Source organism: Mycoplasma sp. Pen4 (assembly GCF_014352955.1).
Classification (GTDB): Bacteria; Bacillota_I; Bacilli_A; order Mycoplasmatales; family Metamycoplasmataceae; genus Mycoplasmopsis.
Genome location: NZ_CP060691.1, coordinates 117741 through 138678, shown reverse-complemented (window position 1 = coordinate 138678; position 20938 = coordinate 117741). Strand labels below are relative to the sequence as shown.

At 27.4% G+C, this 20938-nt stretch carries 16 protein-coding genes and 1 tRNA gene; 2 read left to right on the top strand and 15 right to left on the bottom strand.

What is annotated here, in order from left to right; translation table 4 throughout:
- Positions 1-4: 4 nt before the first annotated feature.
- The 11 genes from H9M94_RS00565 to trmB form a co-directional block, all read right to left on the bottom strand.
- Positions 5-832 carry a hypothetical protein gene (locus H9M94_RS00565; RefSeq protein WP_187469662.1) on the bottom strand — a complete coding sequence of 276 codons (828 nt, stop codon included), beginning with the start codon at positions 830-832 and terminating at the stop codon, positions 5-7.
- Complete coding sequence (locus tag H9M94_RS00560) at positions 825-2501, bottom strand: type IV secretory system conjugative DNA transfer family protein (protein WP_255483483.1); 1677 nt, start codon at positions 2499-2501, stop codon at positions 825-827. Before H9M94_RS00560 ends, H9M94_RS00565 begins: the two co-directional genes overlap by 8 nt.
- A gap of 419 nt (positions 2502-2920) precedes the next feature.
- Positions 2921-4183, bottom strand: a complete 1263-nt coding sequence (locus H9M94_RS00555) for a hypothetical protein (RefSeq protein ID WP_187469660.1) — start codon at positions 4181-4183, stop codon at positions 2921-2923.
- An 8-nt stretch (positions 4184-4191) separates the two neighbouring features.
- The gene (locus H9M94_RS00550) at positions 4192-4530 is read right to left on the bottom strand and encodes a hypothetical protein (protein WP_187469659.1); all 339 of its coding nucleotides are present in this window, start codon (positions 4528-4530) and stop codon (positions 4192-4194) included.
- 109 nt (positions 4531-4639) lie between these two features.
- Positions 4640-5542, bottom strand: a complete 903-nt coding sequence (locus tag H9M94_RS00545) for a hypothetical protein (RefSeq protein ID WP_187469658.1) — start codon at positions 5540-5542, stop codon at positions 4640-4642.
- A gap of 101 nt (positions 5543-5643) precedes the next feature.
- The gene (locus H9M94_RS00540; RefSeq protein ID WP_187469657.1) at positions 5644-7323 is read right to left on the bottom strand and encodes an MHO_4530 family protein; all 1680 of its coding nucleotides are present in this window, start codon (positions 7321-7323) and stop codon (positions 5644-5646) included.
- Positions 7324-7326: 3 nt separating this feature from the next.
- On the bottom strand, positions 7327-9567 hold the full coding sequence (locus H9M94_RS00535) for an ATP-dependent helicase (protein ID WP_187469656.1): 2241 nt from the start codon (positions 9565-9567) through the stop codon (positions 7327-7329).
- 3 nt (positions 9568-9570) lie between these two features.
- A complete protein-coding gene (locus tag H9M94_RS00530; protein ID WP_187469655.1) occupies positions 9571-10293 on the bottom strand; it encodes an RDD family protein in 723 nt (240 codons plus the stop codon).
- Entirely contained in the window at positions 10293-11315 is a 1023-nt protein-coding gene (locus H9M94_RS00525) for a glycosyltransferase (RefSeq protein WP_187469654.1), read from the bottom strand. The genes H9M94_RS00530 and H9M94_RS00525 overlap by 1 nt, the downstream gene beginning before the upstream one ends.
- Positions 11316-11449: 134 nt before the next feature.
- The gene (locus H9M94_RS00520) at positions 11450-12043 is read right to left on the bottom strand and encodes a M48 family metallopeptidase (RefSeq protein ID WP_187469653.1); all 594 of its coding nucleotides are present in this window, start codon (positions 12041-12043) and stop codon (positions 11450-11452) included.
- A 7-nt stretch (positions 12044-12050) separates the two neighbouring features.
- Positions 12051-12662 (bottom strand): tRNA (guanosine(46)-N7)-methyltransferase TrmB, encoded by a 612-nt coding sequence (gene trmB, locus H9M94_RS00515; protein ID WP_187469652.1) that lies wholly within the window; start codon positions 12660-12662, stop codon positions 12051-12053.
- An 83-nt stretch (positions 12663-12745) separates the two neighbouring features.
- On the opposite strand from trmB, the gene rsmD reads away from it, so the two are divergent.
- The gene (gene rsmD, locus H9M94_RS00510) at positions 12746-13291 is read left to right on the top strand and encodes a 16S rRNA (guanine(966)-N(2))-methyltransferase RsmD (protein WP_187469651.1); all 546 of its coding nucleotides are present in this window, start codon (positions 12746-12748) and stop codon (positions 13289-13291) included.
- A complete protein-coding gene (rlmD, locus tag H9M94_RS00505) occupies positions 13279-14625 on the top strand; it encodes a 23S rRNA (uracil(1939)-C(5))-methyltransferase RlmD (protein WP_187469650.1) in 1347 nt (448 codons plus the stop codon). The genes rsmD and rlmD overlap by 13 nt, the downstream gene beginning before the upstream one ends.
- A 29-nt stretch (positions 14626-14654) precedes the next feature.
- Here rlmD and H9M94_RS00500 read toward each other — a convergent pair whose 3' ends face one another.
- The 4 genes from H9M94_RS00500 to H9M94_RS00485 all read right to left on the bottom strand — a co-directional run bounded on the left by H9M94_RS00500 (position 14655) and on the right by H9M94_RS00485 (position 20901).
- Positions 14655-16556, bottom strand: coding sequence for a ribonuclease J (locus tag H9M94_RS00500; protein ID WP_187469649.1), 1902 nt, complete (start codon positions 16554-16556; stop codon positions 14655-14657).
- A 172-nt stretch (positions 16557-16728) separates the two neighbouring features.
- Positions 16729-17565, bottom strand: a complete 837-nt coding sequence (locus H9M94_RS00495) for a hypothetical protein (RefSeq protein WP_187469648.1) — start codon at positions 17563-17565, stop codon at positions 16729-16731.
- Between the two features lie 167 nt (positions 17566-17732).
- Positions 17733-17822 (bottom strand) — tRNA-Ser (locus H9M94_RS00490).
- A gap of 118 nt (positions 17823-17940) precedes the next feature.
- Positions 17941-20901, bottom strand: coding sequence for an MIP family Ig-specific serine endopeptidase (locus tag H9M94_RS00485; protein ID WP_187469647.1), 2961 nt, complete (start codon positions 20899-20901; stop codon positions 17941-17943).
- Between the last annotated feature and the right edge of the window lie 37 nt (positions 20902-20938).

Sequence of the window (20938 nt, the reverse complement as noted above, 5' to 3'; positions counted from 1 at the left end):
TTTATTATTTTTCAGTCATTAACTTGAATGTTTCATCACTATGTCCAATCTTGTTAAAAATTTTCAATGCTAAATCAAAAGTTTTTTGCAAGATTTCAATTTTGATGGAATTCAATTCATCATTATTTAAAAAATTTAATAATTTTGTTAATTTTGATAACTTTGCACTATTTTTTAGGTGCGCATTATAGAATGAATGTAATCAAATTAATGTCATGGTAGTTGTTTCTTGATTATTAGCATTTCAAAAGTCTTGATTATTTTTGAAATTTAATGCAATCTCAGCTAAAAGCAACAGCTCTATAGTTTTTGTTTTTTCAAATACGTAAATTTTTCTATTGTCTAAATCAATCGCTTGTTTTTGGGGAGACGAGCACTCAAAAAAGTTGTAATACTTTGATAAATGTTCTTTTAGTACATCTCAAATATTTCTTAATTTTGCTTGTTGCATTATCATACGATATGAATTTTGTCTAGTTCTTTTAGGTATCACGCCTATTATTTGATACTTGTAAAACTTCTTAGTAGTGTTATTTTTCAATGTACAAACACCAATTATTTGTTCTTTGGTTGAAGTTTCGTACTCTGAACCAATTTCTTTTGCTTGTCATTCATATAAAAATACTTCATTTTGATTATTATTAACAATTTGTGATATGTAGAATAAGTGTAAAAGAGTGAATAAGTCAAATTGATTAACTTGCAGTTTAACAAATTGAATAAATGCATTGAAAATAAAATTTGAAGCAATAAAAGTATTTAAAACATATTCAGCATTTTCTATAATCGTATTAAAGATACCTTCAGATGATTTATATTGTTCGTTATTCATCAATGCTTCTTAAAAGAACTTTTGCATAACTATAATTTTGTTGTGCAAGTAGTTCAGGTGGGGTATCTTGTTGTTTTGGAAGTGCAACTTCTGGCAATTTAATTCGATTATCTGAAGTGTTTTTAGCGATTTCTTCATCATAATGTGATGGGGAATTTTTATTTTCTTGAGTTGGTAATTCTTTTTTAACTTTCTTTTTTAGCATTGATGAGTAATCGAAACTAAATATTGAATTATCTTTATTTTCATTTCATTGTCTTTCAACAACATATTTTTCTAATTTGCTTAAATCGTGCATCTTATAAAAGGGTTTTGGTTTAAATAAGAATGGTTTATAACCAGCAGTAAAAACTATCATCTCATCAGTATCTTTTGTTTTAAGTTCATCAACAGACATTAAATCTTTTTCTATGATTGATGTACTTTCTGATGTTCCATTCTTAGATGCGGTTGTTGAAACTTTTTCAACTTCAACCTTTCCTAGAAGTTTAGAAATTGTATTCATCGAATCGACTGAATTAGTATGCAAGTAATAAAGTATTTGTGCTTGATTTTTAATTAATTCATCTCCTTTGCGACCATTTGCATATTTTGCTAATTGTTCAAAATCTTGCAAGATTAACATAAAGAATATTTTTCTTGAACGTGATATCGCCATTCAATCAGCAATATCTATATTTGCTAAAGTGTTAAATTCTTCCAATAAGAAATAAAGCGATCTTGGTAATTGATTATTCTTAATTGTTCTTGTAAATTTAATTGCAGCATTATAAACTTGAGTAACAAATATTGTTATCAAGAATTTAGTTGATGCTTCTGCATCGTTATAACGAATATAAAGTGCAAAAGGTTTCTCAGGACTTTCTTTGAATAATTCCGATAAAACAAAGTTGTTTCTACTTGTTAGTGTTACTAGTTCAGGGTTTTTTGAAAACGGCCCAATAATATCTGTTGCATTAAATAACGTAGAAGTCAATGTATCATCATTGATTGATGCTTGTGTTTTTCATATATCAAAAAGACTTTTTCAATATTGTTGTTCTTTATTTTGTTGAAGTATTTTTGTTCAAGCACCATTTTTAAATTGTTGCAATTCTAAAAATTCAAGAACTGATGATAAATTGAAGTTTTCAAGTTTAAAACTTGCTTCTTGAATTGAGTAGAGCAACATAAATTTAAGAATAATATTTACAGTTACCTTTCCATTACGTTCTCAAATATCTCTTTTACTTCCACCATCAGATATACCGATTGCAATTGCATCAACTAAAGTTTCTATTTCTTTAAATGCTTCCGCAATTTCTCATTCAGATACTTTCATTGTAATTTCTTCATCAGCATTCTCATTTTCTTGTTCTTTTAAAGTTAGGTTTAGATTTTTTGGCGACTTATGAATTGCTTCTCAGGCGGGGAATAAAGGGTTTCAGAGAATACTATCTTTGATATTCATTAAATCAAGCACCTTGATGTCATAACCGTTTTCTTTTAAAATATTTCCACTAAGACTTAGAATTTCGCCTTTCGGGTCGGTTAAAACTAAGTTAGGTTTATGATGTGTCGCCATATACTCGATATTGGGTAATAAAACCTTTTGTGTCTTACCACTACCTGAAGTACCAAGAACAATTGCGTGATTATCTTTTTTATCAGAATAGAATTTTTTATTTAATACACCAAAACAAAAGTTATCGGTTGGTTCTTTAAATGTTTTGTGGAATTTTTTTCAAGAACCTAAATGTTTAACTTGATTTCATAATCAACCACATTTACTTTTTGTTTTTTTGTTTCCTTTTCCAGTTGTAAAGAAATATAAGAAAGAAATGATTGCTATTGCTAATGGAATGCCGATAAGGTATCAACGATAATAAGAATGGTTTTTAGCAGTTTCTCATAAAATGAAATGAGTTTATTTTAATGAAATGTGTTTATTAAGAACATTAGATAAAACTTTTGAACCAAAATGAACAATATGCAAAGTCAACGAGACAATTATGAAAGCAAGTGTAGGAAGAATAATAAAACAAAGAAGTGCTTTTAATACAATTCAAAGTATCGAATCTTTTTTAAACGTCATATTTCATAACTCCTTTATCTACCTTGTGCTATGTTGTGCTTATAATTTTGTTTTGCTTGATATTCTTTCTCATCTAGAACTCTGTTTGCTTGATAAATTCATTTTTTAATTAAATAATCGAGTGTATTTTTGCGTTTATTAGGGTTAAACCAGTCTGATAATTGTTGAGTTGGTGTATTAACAACTAAATTCAAGACTAGATTACATAAAGCGCTTTCTAACTCATTAAATTCACTTTCTAAGAAATCTTGTTTTTGCTTTTCTAAAAACTGATTATTGGTTTTTAAATTAATTAACTGAAAGATTTGGTTTTTGAAACTTTTATATTTATTTGAAAGGGAAGTATCAGTTTCTAAAAGTCAATAAGCAAGTTCTTTGATAAGTTTTTGTGAATTAGATGATTGATTTTTATTTAATCAACCATAACTTGTTTTATGTTCTCCTTGTTCTTTGTAATACTCGTGTTTAATTTGTCTAATTTTGCTAAGAACATTAAAGTCGCTTGAGAAATCATTTAATCTATTTTTTAAATCAGCTTTAATCATTTTTTTATCATTTCAAATCGTTGATTTAATATTTTGAAGTTTCGCTAACTCGGTGGGGTTAGTAACTTCAGCTTTAAACATTTGTGCAAAATGACTAATGCTTTCTTTTTTAAATGCCCCTTTTGGACGATATGTGCCATTTCTAAATGATGGTTTGTTTTCATAAAAACACAAATGTAGATGCGGTTTACCGGTATTAGCGTGTAAAGTGTAAAAACCATCAATGTCTTTTGGTTTAAGTCCATTGTTTTTTAACAAACCACTTAATGTTCTCGACAAAACATCATTTCATTGGTTTTTATCTACAAAGAAATATTTCTCGCCATCAACATCTCCAAGGTTGATTATCATTTCTCAGATATTTTGTTCTTTGCTCAATTTTTTAACGTGATTATTTAATTCTTTAATTTCTTTTTCATTTAAATCATCAGCACGATCGCTAAACAGTTTATAAACACCACTTTTATCACTCTTGCTTGCTGCTTTTGTTTTTGATTTATATCATTCATCAAAAGTTAAATTTGATGTTAGGTAATTTCTTTTCAATTCTTCTGTTGATGAATTGTTATCTTGAATATAAACAGCTTCTTCACGAGAAATGTAATTTAGGTAATTACCAGATGTATAAAATTCAAAGTCGTGAACACCTTTTTGTCCTACTTTTTGTTTTTTATCAACACCAAATTTAGTGAATTCAAATTGAACAAAAACAGCGTCATTAGAATTACTCATTTTAATGTCTAATTATCTTTTCAAGATAAGGTGTATTCTTTAGTCTTAACCATATTAACTTTAATAACACTATTCAAAATGGTGTTATTGTCTAGTTTGTAAAAAAGTTTTAATAGTTTTGATAAATCTTTTTGATTTTTGAATTTTAAGTGCAATGATTTGTTATTGTTTCCAAATCTATTTTCCAAAAGTTCTATGTTGTTTTCGATGCATAAATGTTGAAAACCAGATATTTTGCATTCTATATCATCGCAAGGAGGTAAAACCTTATCAAAAGCATTGAAATTAAATTTTTCGAAATTTATTCAACAAAAAACATCATCTTTTCTATTTGAAATGTCAAACATAGTCTAATTCCTTTCTTTTTTTAGTGGTTCCGCAACAAAACAAAGCATAATATGTGCAAAGCACGTATTATATAAATATATTTATATATTTATAATGGGTAATAATTTGCTAAGCAACACTATTTAAAAAAGTATTTACATCTATTGAACGCTTTCTAGTTCAACGAATAGAACTTGGTTCGTAGTTGTAGTGTTCCATTGATGGTTGATGAATGTATGTTTTGCAACTTTTATTTTTGGTTCATCAAATGCACTTACCATCTCTTGAGAAAAAGTGTTGATAGTGATTATTTTGTAATGAAAGTTTTTTTGAAGAACATTTAATGCAATTTAAATAACTAATATTCGATAATAAATTTCTTTGTGAAGTTGGTGTGCTTCTTGAAATAATTGCATTTTTATATTCTTGTAAGGTTAGGAAATTTTTTGTTATTCTTGCTCTCTTTAAAAATGATTTTTTGTTTATATTAAAAATATTTTTGTACTTATCTTTAAAAACAAATTTAGCGATGATTTTCAAGTGGTTATAAATTGTCTTTCTTGAGATTTCATCAGTGTATTTTTGTAGTTTTTTATTTGAGAGATTTAATGTGATTTTATTGTGAGATTTTTTAGCGCTTGAAATTATGAATTGATACAGTTTAACAGTAGTTAGATTTCCTTGCAAAAATAGCACTCAATCTGTTTTAGTTTTAAGTTCTAGTCAATCGTTAGTTTGTCCTTTAATTCTTGATGCTCTAACTACCTTGTATTCTCAGTAAAGATTTTTAACTCTTCTTGTTTTTCTAACAAAGTTCATCTTTTCGAGTTTCTTCATATTTTTTTGTGTACTGTCATACTTTAAACCGAACTCCATAAATGCTTGTAAAGTTATGGTGATACCTTTCTCTTTCATATGGAGCATTAAAGCAAACATAATAATCATTATTTTGCTTCTACCAATTCTTTTCATTAAATGTTTGCTAATTTTAAAATCAACAGTTGCTAACGCTTCTCACAATTTATCTTGCATTGCCTTCTCCTTTTTTAGAAGCAGCAAGTATAAAAAAATGTTAGTGTGTATCGCTACACACCAACATTTCTCGGTTCCTAAAACACCTTATTTAAGGTGTTTTATTTGTCATTATCATTAGTTTTATAATAAACATCTAGTTTAGTTTTTTGCACAATTAATGGATCTAAATCTTCACGAACATCTTCATAAACAACTTTGATTTTATTGTTCTTTGCTAGGTTGACAATTCCAACACAATCTAAGTAATTCTTGTTTTGATGTAAGTTCTCTGAAATATTTTTTCCAATCACAAGCACATTAATTTTAGAATCATTCAAGATGTTAATAATTGATTTATCAACCTTATTAATATATAACGCTGTTGGAATTTTTTGTGAGAAACACTTACTGATCTTTTGTTTTAACTCGTATGAATTAAACATATTATTATATGCATAAATTAAACATACTGGCGTTTTATCTGTAAGATTTAACTCTTTATTCAAGAAGGTTTCTTGAGAAACTTTGACAAGAATTGTGGTTTTTTGTTGTTTATTTTGTTGTGATATTCTTGAAGCATTAGAGATATATTTATATCAACTATGTTCATTTTTATAATTTAAGAATGGAATCTTATTAAAGAATTCAATTCATTTTTTAGTTTCATCACTATTGTTGCTTTCTTTTTCTAAATTAATATTTGCAACTGCGTATGCAATCTTTTGATTTGTTGCATATTTTCTAAAGAAACTAAATTTAAGCATTTTTAGGTATCGTGTATCATCTGGATACAATGCAATATTATTGTTTTCATTAATATAACGATTCAAGTTATTAACAAATATTTTATATTCAGGTGTTTCAATTGTTTTAAGATTAAAACCAGTAAATTTACTATATTGTGTTGGATCATTAATGATATTAAATAAAGAATATTGTAATAAGTTAATTAAAATTGATTTTGAAAAAGTTGAATTAACTTTATCCATTTGAAATGCAGTCGCAGATAAAAACATCTTATCTGTAGCCATATTACGATTAAAACCATTAACCAACTCAGTTGCTCGTTTTAATGAATTTCTACGACTTAATTTTGAAATCATATAGATAATTCCGTCTTCACGATAAATCCGCACCGATTTAGTAGTAAAGTTAAATGTTTTTATTATGTCATCTAAAATTTCATTATCAATTTTTTTATCAAAGTAATAAGGTTTTAATGCAAATCCAACTACTAAATTTTCTTTGTATATCTTATCTTGGTTTGTAGTTTCATTGACTTGAAGTGGTGCAATTTCAAAATTAAAGCGATGCTTATCCTTTTGTCTTTGTCATTTAATAAAACATGTATATTCACCAACAACACCTGTTGGTACTATTTTTAAATGATATGTAGTTATAAATGAAAATCACTTATCAAATTGAACAATAATTTTTTCAATTCAACCTAGGTTCTTATAAAAATCAGGATTAGCATTGATTTTCATTGAATATTTACGTTCTAAGTTTTCGCTTAAGTGATTTTCAAGCAACTTACGTTGTTTTGGTTGGATGATGTTTAAAAATGTATCTAATGGGATGAAATGATATTTATCAAAATTAACTTTTTTAGTATCAAAGATAGTTGATAAAAAACGATTTCGGTCATTATCACGCATTACACGCGCATTATTATTATCAATTTTAAATGTGATAATGCCTGATGATGAACGATAATAAAAGTAATAAAAAGCAAATATAAAGACAGTTGTCAATAACACTAATGCTATTATTACAAAAATAATTAGAGCTATGATCATAAGCTATTTTTGAGAAGTTACAACAACTTGCGGAACAACCACTTGGAATGATGAGTGGTTTTTATTTAATGTTTTAGTTTCATTATCTTTGATAAATTTAACAACTATTTCATCGCTTGTAACTTCAACAACTTCACCTTCCCCAAATGTTGTATGTGAGATGATATCTCCCACAACAATCTTTGTATTATGGATTTCTTTGTTTTCATCATCAAAACCAATGCGTTTTACACGTTCATTGTAACCAATGATTGTGTCATTAAGATTAATACCCATTTCTGAGATAAAACGAGATGGTCTTTTTTCTTCACTTGTTCCAAGTAACTTACCACGAGAATCGCTAAGGAATAATTTTTGTTTAGTACGTGTTACAGCAACATAAACCAATCTTCTTTCATCTTCAATATCGGTGTCGTATGTACCTTTTTTAGCAAATTTCTTTTTCTTTTCTTTTGAACTTTTTGAGCTTAATAAAACATTATCATGTGGGAAAATACCTTCAGAAAGTCCTACGATAAAGACGTTTTCGAATTCTAGTCCTTTAGCAGAGTGAACTGCCATCATCGAAACATAATTTGGAACATTATCATAATCATCTTGAATAGTTCATAATGAAACCATGTTTAAATAATCAATAACTGTTTTGTTTTGGTTTCCTTTAGTTTCTTCTCAAGTTTTAATTGAGTTAATTAACTCACGAACATTATCAACTGCTGATCCACGTAAGTTTTCGTTATTTTCAATATGTTTATAGTAACCAATTTCTTCAAGAAGCATATTTAAAGTAAGTCAAATCTTATTTGTTCTAAGTGCCTTGCAATATTTAATTAATGTTTTCATTAACGGGAATATCACTTCTTTAATTTTTGACTTAGGAATTGGAAGTTCTTTGATGTTTTCATGTAATGTTCTAAACAATGATTTGTTTATGCTTTTTGCATAGTCACGCAATTTTTGTAATGTTTTTTCACCAATACCACGGTTTGGAACATTAATAATACGTTCAAATGCAATATCTTTTTGCTCGGCAATTGTTCTTAAGAAAGCAATTGTGTCTTTAATTTCAGCGCGTTGGAAGAATTTAACACCATTGAAGATTTTGTGGTTAATATTTTCTTCAATTAATGCTTCCTCAAATGGACGTGAGTAGTAATTGGTTCTATATAAAATCGCAATGTCTTTTAATTGTGTTTTTTGTTTTTTAAGTTCATTGATCTTTTGAACTACTCATCTAGCTTCAGCTTCTGGGCTAAATCCATGGTAGTATTCAATTTCAGGTTCATTTTCACGGTTTGTATTTGCGGATTTAAGTTTTTTATCTAAACGATTTTTGTTGTGTGAAATCAATTCATTTGCGGCATCAAGAATCGTATTTGTAGAACGATAATTAGTATCAAGCACAACAGTTTTGGTGTTTTCAAAATCTTTATCAAAATCAAGGATTAAATTAACATCTGCACCACGTCAGTTATAAATTGTTTGATCAGGATCTCCAACAATTGTCGCAACTGTTTTAGGTCCAATAATAACTTTGAAAACTTCGTATTGTACTCTTGAGATATCTTGAAACTCATCAATTAAAACATATCTAAATTGTTCACGATATTCATCTGCTATCTCTGGGTGTGTACTGAATAATAACTTAGTAAGTGAGATTAAATCATCGAAATCTAATGCTCCCTTTAAAATAACATCATTTAAGTATTCTTGAAATACTTTTGGAACAATATCATCAATTGTTTCACCACGTTCTTCTGCTAATTCATGTCCAGTAAAAATTTCACGTGTTTTAGCATATGAAATATATTCAATCATATTTTTGTAACTAATATCATGACTTGAAATTTGTAAACGAGTATAAATATCTGATAATACTTGTTCTTTATCTTTATCATCAATAATTGTAAAATCTGGACGAAAACCTAATGCACGAATGTGTTTTCTTAACACACGAGCACAAAAAGAGTGGAATGTAAAAATATTCAACTCTTTTTTAGATTTTGAACAATATTGCACAATACGTTGTTTCATATCGTTTGTAGCCTTGTTAGAGAAGGTCATGGCTAAAATTCTCTTAGGAGGAATACCGATATCATTAATTAAGTGTGCTACTTTTCTAGTTAAAACTCTCGTTTTACCTGAACCAGCACCAGCAACAATTCTTAAGTGTGAATCAAAATGTGTAACTGCTTCACGCTGTGTCTCATTAAGATCTGCTAAAAGATCAGTTTTGATTAATTCCATAAATTATTCTCCTATAGTAGTTGTATCTTTAAAGTATTTTCATTTACGAGTGGTGTCAAAGAATGGTAATAAATGAATTTCTTTAACATCTATTGTTGCTTGTGGTTCTTGATTAACGATTCTTGTGGATGAAACCAAATCCACAAGAGAGAGTTTTTTAGAATAAATAATATTCATCGCATAACCAATAGTATTAATTGCAAGTCATAAACTAAATAATGCCGCAACAACACCTGTTGCTAATTGAACAATTTGGTCATGAGTTGTAAAATCTTTTGATTCTTTTATAGTTTGAAATTTGAAGACTAACTTAGAGACTCCATCTTTATCTGGTGCATAAACAAAATCATTTGATGGATCAATTACAGCCATTACAATAATTAATAATACAGACACATAGATTGAACCTAATATATTACGCATAATTAATTTGTAATACTTGAAATCCTTTGTATCTGTATCAATTATTTTTATTTTATAAATCAACATCCCAATAGTTCGTCCATGAAAGAAAATTGGTGTGATTAAATAATAGAAATTTATCAGAACTATACTTAAAGATATTGATGTGTAAAAGAATTTTGGATCTAAGCCTTGTTGGGTTTTGTCTGATGCAGGCTGACTAGATCCGCCAGCGATGTAAATCAATATACAAAATCCAATAACAATAGCAAGATCAATTAAGTTAGTTCCAAAACGTTTTCAAAAAGGAGCGTTTTTATACATTATTCAAGATTATCTAAAATTTTATCTTTGATAATTTGACTGTATTTTGTTTTTAACATTTTTGTTTCAATGTTATCTTTTGATGCATAAACATTTGTTGTAATAAATTCTTGATATTTTTGTGAGTTTTCTAAATCTGCGATGGTTTTAGCATGACGATCAATCGCTAACTTACCACGTTTGATTCTTAATTCCTCAATTGTTTTTATTGAAACAAAATGTCTTCAGAAGAAGTATGTTTCATGTATGAAACCAGAGAAGAGAATTTTGAGACAATAGAAATATGCATACATTAACTCTTGACTAACTTTGAGTTCATTAATTTTTGCATAGTTTTCTAAGTAAGCAAATGTTTTATCAACATTACTTGGAATCAATCAGATAGATTCATCGATATATTCACGATTTAAACAATAATCTAAATACTTATAAGTTTTAGCTTTAAGTAATAAGATGTAATTTACTTCCATACACATTTTTGTGTCATTAGTATTTACAACATGATGTTTCACCATTTTCTTAACAAGTGATTTTTTAAACACTTTGTTAAAGATAAATGGGAATGTGTAAGCATAAATTTGTGGGTTTTTGTTAATATCAACAACTTTATCTAACACCATTCTTTCTTTTGGTTTAAAACGAATTGAACCAACTAAACGTGGTTTAAATTCTAAAACATCAACATTAAATCTAACTGCTTGTGTTAATAAATCATCTACAAATGTACGTTTTAAGACAACTTCAGAGTTCTTAATTGTGACAAAATCACCTTTGATAACTCTAAATGCACTAACCAAGTTAAATTGATATGAATTTTCTTTTGTGTTGTAAATGACAATTAATCTACTTCCAAAGAAATGGTAGTATTCTTGTACAACTTGATAGATTGCTTTTGCTTGTGTTTTTTTGTTAATACATAAAACAACTTCAAAGTTTTGATTTTCTTGATTTTTTAACGATTCTAAGTATGATGCAACTTGTTTACTATCATCACCTACTAATGAAATAATTGATAATCTCATAATTCTCCTTTTGACATTTTGTTGTCTTATTTTATAAATAAGACATATATATTAAATTTTAACATATTGCGCACTACTTGCAGGAGTAAAACAATAAAGAAATCAACAAAAATAAAAAATAAGCCTATCAAGACTTATTCATCATCATATTGCACTAATTCAAAGACAACTTTAGCGCTACTTTTTCTTGCTGTAAATGCAATTTTATTTAAGGTTTTATTGTACTCAATATACCCATTAAAACAACTCTCAAGGAAGTTTCAAAAATCCCTGCTATGATTACGATGTTTATTATGACCTAATTCATGAATTATCACAGCATCAATAATTTCTTTATCAAAACAAATTAAACGACCAGAATATCTAATTGTGTGTGCTTTGATATTACCAGCAATACGTTTAATAGTATTTGCGCCTAGTGTTCAAGTCTCGATAGCTCCGATACTAGAAATTGTAGAATCTTCAACATTCATTATTTTTGAAAAATACGTTTGTCTATCAATGATATATTTGAGCAAAATATCCTTTAATGTAGCGATTAAAATCGTCTTGAGTTTAAGTGGGTTTTCTTTATGTTTTAAATCACAAAAAATAGTTAATTTCTTATTTTGCGAATCATAAATATAATTATCTTTACCATAACCACTGATAAATAACCATTTAAACTTGCAGATAGTTCCAAAAATAATTATTTGATCTTGGTCTGGGTGACAAGATATTTTAAACATATCTTAATTATCTTTTAGGTTTTGCAATTAAGAAATTAATGTTTTTACCTAATTGGGATCACTTAGTTTCATAACCTGTTTGCACGTTATTTGCGGCATATTTAGAGTTATGTAAATCTGTTGTTTGGTCAATGATTTCTCAATTATTAAGTTGTAATGATTCAACTGAATATTCAAATAATTTATCATTATCAGTTTTGAAATATAATTTTCCATTTTCACCAAGTAATGGTGCATATTGTGCTAAAAATGTTTTGTATGTTAAACGTCTTTTTTCATGAGCGTTTTTGGGTCATGGGTCACTAAATGTAAGTCAAATTGTGTCGATATTCCCTTCAAAAAGTTCATTTAAGTCTTTAGCATCTTTTGTAACTACATATAAATTTGTTAAATTATTTTCATCAATTTTTTTAATAATTTTATTTGCTACAGTTGGGTATTTTTCAAATGCAATGTATCTTGTATTTGGGTTCATTTTAGCCAACTGTGCAATCATTTCACCTTTACCTGCTCCAATTTCAAGCACATCATTAGCTTGTAATTTAATTGGAAATTCATTTAAAAAGTAAGGTGATTTTCTAATATTTTCTTCTGCTGTTTTGTCAAATCTTAATCTCATAGCATTATTATAAATGTTTTACCTAATATACTGAATAATAAAATATAATTTAATCATTAATTAATAATATTTAAGGAGTTTTTATGATTAGAATTATCGCAGGAGAATTACGTGGTTTACAAATAGAACAACCATCTGATAAATTTACAAGACCAACAACAGATAGAGTAAGAGAAGCAGTATTTTCAAGTATTCAATTTAAGGTTGTTGATACCAATTGTCTTGATTTATTCACTGGTTCAGCAGCATGAGCTATTGAAAGCATCAGTCGTGGTGCAAAAAGTGTTGATGCAATCGAATTAAATAGAGAAGTTTTTGAAGTTGCAAAAAAGAATATTTTAAAAACTAAAACACAAGACAAAATTAACCTTATCAAAGCAGATGCTTTAGATTTTGTTTCAAGAACATCTCAAAAATATGATTTCGTATATATTGATGCACCTTATAGAGAATATGAATTAGTAAATAAAATACTTTCAGAACTAGCACAAAGAGATATTCTTGAAGAAGGTTTTGAAATAATCATTGAAACTGATGATCCAAGAGAATTGGTTATCCCTGATAAATTCACTGAATTCAAAAACAAAAAATATGGGAAAATTCACATTTTATACTTATGTCAAAACTAATTAAAAATCAAGTCATCAAAATTGAATGTCAAGATTTAACTTATGAAGGTTTAGGAGTTAATCGTGAATTCAATAAACCTATTTTTATTTATGATTTCTTCCCAGGTGAAATTGCTGATGTTTTAGTAACTGATGTTTTATCTAAATTTGCCTTTGGTAAAGTGATAAAACTTCACAAAAGTAGTGATAACAGAAAAGATCAAAGATATGAATGTATTTATTCTGCACATTTAATTAACTACAAATATGATGCACAAGTAGAATTTAAAAATAACTATTTTAAAAACTTATTAAATCGTAATTTAATTACTGATTTAAATGAATTAGATTCTATTTATCATGATTTATATAAATCACCAAAAGAACTTAATTATAGAAATAAATGTACATACCCATTAAATATTATTGACAATAAAATTCAAGCTACAGAAATAATAACAGGTACACATAAAACAATTAAAACAGATAGTTTCGTGCAAAACCAAGAAGTTTTAAATGAAACGTTAAATAAAATATTAGATATTATGAATGAAACCTTTAAAGACTATGTTATAGATTTAAAAGGTAATAAAATTGATAATTTTAATGCTTCAATAGTATTACGTTGCAATAATAAAAATTTAATTTCAGCACAATTAATTTCTAAGTGTCCAGATTTCTTATCACAAGAATTAATTAAAGAGATTTTAGAGATCAAAAGTATAGCTAATTTTGAATATATACCTTTTAATCATAAATATCCATTTAAGACAAAATATAATAAAGAAAAATTCTTAATGTCATTAAATCAAAAAGACTTTTGCATAGATATAAACGGTTTCTTTCAAATTAATAATGATGTAGCAGATCATATCTTTAATTTAATGAAAAATAAAGTTAATGAGTTGCAACCAAAACATATTATTGATGCATATTGTGGCGCTGGAGCAATATCTCAGATAGTTGGTAATCCAGACACAAAAATAAATGGTTTTGACATTTCACCAGAATCAATATTTACAGCTAGAGTAAATGCTAAAAACAATAATGTAAAAGGTGAATACATTGTTGGTGATGCGAATAGATTTATTCAAAAACTAAATAAAAACAACTTAGATTTCTCTAAGTCATTATTAATTTTAGATCCACCTAGAGCCGGTATTGAAAAAGAAATGATCAACTTTATCAAAACAAATAATCCAAAAAACATCATCTATATGTCTTGCGATGCAAGAACACTAATTAGAGATATTAAAGAAATAAATGATTTATATGAATTAGAATATATTCAAGGTTTTGATATGTTTCCAAATACACATCACTTTGAAGTTTTATCATTCTTAAAATTGAAATAAAACATATTGCCTTTTACAGCAATATGTTTTTAAATTTCATCTTCTTCATCTAATTCAAGTTCATCAATTTTTGCATCATCAAACATAATTTGTTTAATGTCTTTAAGTTGTTGTTTTTGTGATTTTTTAAGTTTCTTATCATCTGCTTTTGGTGCGAGTTTTGCCACTTTAGATGGTTTTAAATTTGAAATTGTTTCATCATTACTATTTGATGAATTTGAGAATTTAACTTTTACTTTTTTGAATTTTGGATCTGTTTCTTCATTTGTATACATTATAGTTGGGATAATGATTGGATTACGACGTTTTTCTTTATAAAATAGAGATGAAAGTCTTTCTTGAATAATTTTTTCAAGTTCTTGTGTTGTTCATGTTTTGTTGTTTTTAATGTGGTATAAAACAGCACCATGAGCAACTCTTTTTGATTCTTCGATTAATTCTTTTGATGTTTTAACAAAGAAACTACCTCTAGTTACAATTTGTGGTCTAGTAACAATTGCATTTTTTTCTTTATCTAATAAGAAAATAATATTTACAAAACCACCATTTTTAAGTTGTGAACGTTCTTCAAGAATTTTCCCTGATGTTGATAAAATAGAATTTCCATCGATATAAATTGGACCAAAATCAACTTTTTTATCAGTTAATTTAATCTCACCTTTATACATTTCAAACACTTGTCCTTTTGCTGGAATTAAAACATTTTCAGGTTTAACACCATTTTCAACAGCAGTTTGACCATGCACAAGACACATACGATAATCACCGTGATATGGCATAAAGTATTTTGGTTTAGTTAATTGGAAAATTTTATCATGTTCTCACTTATAAGCATGTCCTGATGTATGTAAATATCCATCCACACCATTTTCTTTAATGATTGCACCAAGTTTGTATAAACGGTTAACCATTAATTCAACAATCATTCTATTACCCGGAATTGGACTTGATGAGAAAATAACCATATCATTTTTCATGATCTTAATTGTTGCATGTTTACCAAAAGACATTCTTGATAAAGCTGCAAGTTGTTCACCCTGTGAACCAGTTGTTAAAATAACTAAATCAGAGTCTTTAACATTTGGTAAATCTTTTTTATCAATTAAAACCTCATTAGCAACATTGATGTAGCCTAATTTTCTTCCAATTTTAACCCCTTGAATCATTGAACGACCGAATGTGATGACTTTTTTGTTTAATTTAGCTGCAAGTTCAATAATTACTTTAACACGAGTTAAGTTTGAGGCAAAAGATGTAATAATAATCTTTCTTTTTGCTGATCTCATGTGGTTTTCAATGTCAGTTAAAATATCTGATTCAGAAGGCGAGTGATTTGGACGCATTGCATTTGTTGAATCTGAGAATAAAGCTGTAAGACCATCTTTACCAATTTCATCTAATCTAGCGAAATCAGTATAGTTTCCAATTGGTGTGTAATCAAATCTGAAATCACCCGTACACATTAATGAACCATTTGGTGTTGTTAATCTCACTCCAAATGCATCTGGGATTGAGTGTTGTGCAGTTCAGAAATCAACTTTACATCCTTTAGGAAAGTCATAAACATCACTTTTGTGAATTTCGATAAATTCGATGTCTTTAGTAATTCTGTGTTCTTCGAATTTAAGTTTTAAATATTGAATTGCAATTCTAGGTGCAAAAATCTTTTTAAGTGAAGTTTGTTTAACTAAATAAACAATCCCACCAATATGATCTTCGTGACCGTGTGTAACAAATAAACCTTCAATTGTTTTACCTTTTTGATTTAAGTATGAATAATTAGGAATAATCCCCTTAATACCAGTATTAAAAGTATCGGCAAATTTAATACCTGAGTCAATTAAGAAAATGTGGTTTTCATGATCGATAACTAAAGTTGACTTACCAATTTCTTCTGCTCCACCTAGTGCGAATATTTGTGTTGGTTTCATATTGTTTCTCCTAAAATTATAAAAACAAAGCAACTCAATATATTGAGTTCTGTTAATATAAATAAATTATTTCTTGTGAAAATATAATGCATACATAAGTTATATGTATTTATCTTTCAAATTATAAAACAAATTTGCACTTTTAGCAATAAAAAAAGCATAAAAGATTATGCTATTTTACTTGTTTTTCTAGACGTTTTAATAGTGTGATTAAGTTAAAAACAAAATCGGTATCTGTAAAGTTTTTGTCATTTACTGTTGCTTTGTCATAGTCAAAAAATGTCTCTAATAATGTTCTACCAATTTTGATATCTTTTGGTAATTGTTTACTTCTTGCAACACGTGAAAGTCTACTAATTCTAAAAGTTAAAGATGTACTCTTACTTTTAATGATTGCATTGTCAAGGTTTTGTTTGATTGGTCATTCTTTATCTGGAATTTTTGTTTCAAGGAATTCAAGATATGAAATTTGATCACCTGTTTCAGTAATTTCTCAAAAATTCATTTGTTTATTTCAAATATAGATACTGTAAGAAATTTTGTAAATATAGTAAGTGAAGAACATTGATAAAATCGAAAACACAATAGTGATACCAATTTTAGATAATGTTGTTGAAAAAATACTTGAACTTGAATTTACACCATCTACTTTTAATGCTCAATATGAGTATAAAACGGATGTGACAATTGTTGATGTTGCCATTAAATAAAATAATGCAACACTAATAAAAAATACTATAAATTTAATTTTTCAATATTTCATTAATAAATGTGGTAGTTTTACTTTTTTAAAAAAACTAGGATTATCTGAAAACTGATTAATAATCATCTTTGTTCTATTAATAAATGATGATTGAAGCATAATGATAGCTAAGAAAAATACAATCATAAATGATCCTAAAATATAGTTTGATAATGCAAAAGCATTAGATGTATCACTTAATTTGTTAACTACAGTTGAACTTGTTTCATCTTGGTTAGCAAAATATTTAATTATTGTAGATGTCATTTGAACTCCTTTTGATACATAAATTTTACTAAATTAGCACCTTTTAATAATTTATTATTAATTTTTTGTAAAATATCACGAATTTTGTCACTTTTGAAACTAATAGATAGTTAAAAAGGTAAAATAAAAATTCTGATCATTGAAATTCAGAATTTAGAAAATAAATTTGGCGGATAGTGGGGGATTCGAACCCCCGAAAGTGTTGCCACTTTAACAGTTTTCGAGGCTGCCGATTTCAACCGCTCATCCAACTATCCATATCTCTATTTAGATTTTACACCATTATTTAGAAAAATATCAATTTAACTTAAACATAGTTGTAAAAAATTTTAAAATAACAAAAACACCACAACATTTTGTTGCGGTGTGTATGATCTATTCACTGGTTTTTATTTTCTTAAATAAGAATGATGATTGATATTGATCACCATATATTTTTATCAATCTTTCTCTAAATGAGTCTCTTTGGTATTTATAGATCTCTTTATTAGTTCCGTCAATTAAATTATATCTACGAACATTAAATGGTTTTCTTGTTTGGCTACCATCAGAATTATTCATTAAGTGCTCACCATTGAATTGGAAGTTTTGAATCAATGGAGCAAATGCATGTCTATATAATCTAACTTGTTTATTGTTATTATCTAAGAATGGAATATCACCATATGTTCCTCATAATATTCCTACGGTTAAGCCTTGTTCATCAATTACCATTGAACCACTTTGGCCTCCAATAACTGGATTAAATCCTAAAAACTCATAAGCAGTACCATAATATAATGACTGTGCTTCATTGTTAAATTTAAGACCATGATCCGCTGATGCAGTTGCATTTAAATCGAATGAAGCAGAAATAAGATTTCTATCAACTGAATAATTTTTATAACCTTGAAGATTATTTGCTGCAGCTGGCACAGTTACTTGTGTAGTGATACGAATTCCAAGAATTGGATAACCAGCAGAATATAAATAAGAAAATGGATTATATTTTGAATTTGGTAATGTTTCATTAATGTATTTAGACATATTATTTATTTTTTCATCAGTGTCTAATTTTTTATAAATAATGTCTGAATCTGCATAAATATTTTTATATCTTTCAAAACCTTTTGCACCTAATAATTCATTTCTTGCATATCATAATGAATCAACTCCTACAGTTGCATAAGGATAATCAGAAGTTTTATCTAAATTAACAACTTTGTCATTGTGTGTTAATCTCGCTTTATTTTCTTCCATTAATTTAATTCCATTTTTTAAATGATCTGTAAGTAATTTTCATTCAATTGATGCTTGACTATATTCATACGCACCAACATGAGAAGATGTATCGGGATTTGATAATGCTAAATCAGATGGAGCAAGTAGATTATCTAAATCTACATCTCACTCAAGCACAGCAAAATCTGCATAATAATTTTTATCAACATCAACTACTGCTTTGTCCATGAAGTTTTGAGCTAAAAAGAATGTTCTTGCCATCTTTGAAGGTTTAAGTCTTACGTGAACATAATCGCTTCTAAGTTTCTTTGTTCAAATGCTATCCTTTAGACTATCATCATATTTGTGATTAAAACTAACCACAAACTCTTTCATATGTTTTTGAGCTAATTTATTTGGTTGTTTATAAATATCATAATCATCATCGGCAAATAATTCTATCGCTACGTGATAATTGGTTGCTAAAAATAATTTGTATTTATTTTCATGAGGTGCACCAGTCTTGATGTAATCCAATAATCAAGCAGTCCCACCACTAAATGTCTCATCAGTGTATCTAAAAAATAATGAAACAGTTCTTCCTAAAATATTTTTAACATAATCAATGTTTTTATCAAATTTTAAAGAATCATCATAATTACTTTCACCATATCTATGAACTTCTGGGTGAGTTTCATAATAATTATTTATTTCTGTTTTATCTAAAATCTTAGGTTCAGTTGGTGTAGTTGGAGTGTTATTTGTAGTTTCATCAGGATTGCTATTTTCATTATCACCTTGATTAGCATTTTCACTCTCAGTGTCTGATGAATGAGTATTTGTTTCATTATCTTCTTGATCAGAAGTTTCTTTTTCACCATTCGATGATTGATCGCTAGTTTCAGATGATGAGTTTGTATCTGTGGTTTCGCTTGTGCTGTTTACATCAGGATTATTACTTGAATTTTCTTGATCATCTTTTTCTTTTGTTTCATCTGAGTTTACAGAATCACTTGTAGATGAATCACTTGAATCAGTGGCATCATCTTTATCAGTAGTAGGTTGTGACGATGGATCACTATTTTCGTTTTCTTTTCCTTCTATATCAGTATTATCAGCAGATTTAGAATCAGTGTCTTCATTCTCTGATGAGTCGTGATTATTTTCTGATGAATGAGCTGCATCTCCTGAATTATCCACGCTACCATCTAAATCTGTTTCTTTTTCACCTTTATCAGTGGTTGATTCTTCATTTTTTGGTTCTTTTTCATCTATTGTATCACTATCAGAAACCGAAGAACTTGAATCACTATCATGATTATCTTGTTTAGTTTTATCATCTTCTGTTGATTCTTTGTTTGTTGTTTCTTCAGCTTCTTTATCTTTTTTATCTTTTAAATTATTTACTTTTTGATCTAGGATAGTAATCTTTTGATTAAATTCATCTAAATTGCTATTAATATTTAAATTTGGTAATTCATTTTGAATATCTTGAATCTCACTATCTAATGTTGGATCATTAAGTGGTTCTAACTTGTTTTTAATTTGAGTAATTTGAGCATATGTGTTCTCTAGTTTAGAAATCAATTCTCTAGTTAATAAAACTATTTTTTCATCGTTTATGTTATAAACAGGTAACGAATCTCATTTATCAATTAAATTAATTGAATATTCTTTAATTTTACTTGTCTCAAATGATGCAGATGATAATGAATTAATACTTTGAATTGCCTTTTGAATCTTATTTAAAGTTGAATTAAATGCAGACTTAGTTTTACTTAAGTCTTCTAATGTGGTTATCTTTGAAATATAATCACTAAAATTATTTTTATTAATAATTACAGGTTTTGTGTTATTAAATGAATCTAATAATTCATTATATAAACGTTTAAATGAAGGTAATGATTTTATTATTTCACCAATACCTTGTTTTGTTTCTGTGTTATTAATTTGTTTCACAAAATGAGAATATTGAACTTGTGAAATATTGTTCTTGATTTGATTTAAATGATCTAATGCTTCCATCTTAAAATCAACAATAGTTTCAACATTTGCGCATGCACATGAAACAAGTGATGTGAACGGAATTGTTGAACCAAGAATTAAACCTATTTTTCATATTTTTTTAAATTTCATATTTGCCTTTTTTATGTATAAATTGTTTCTTATTTTC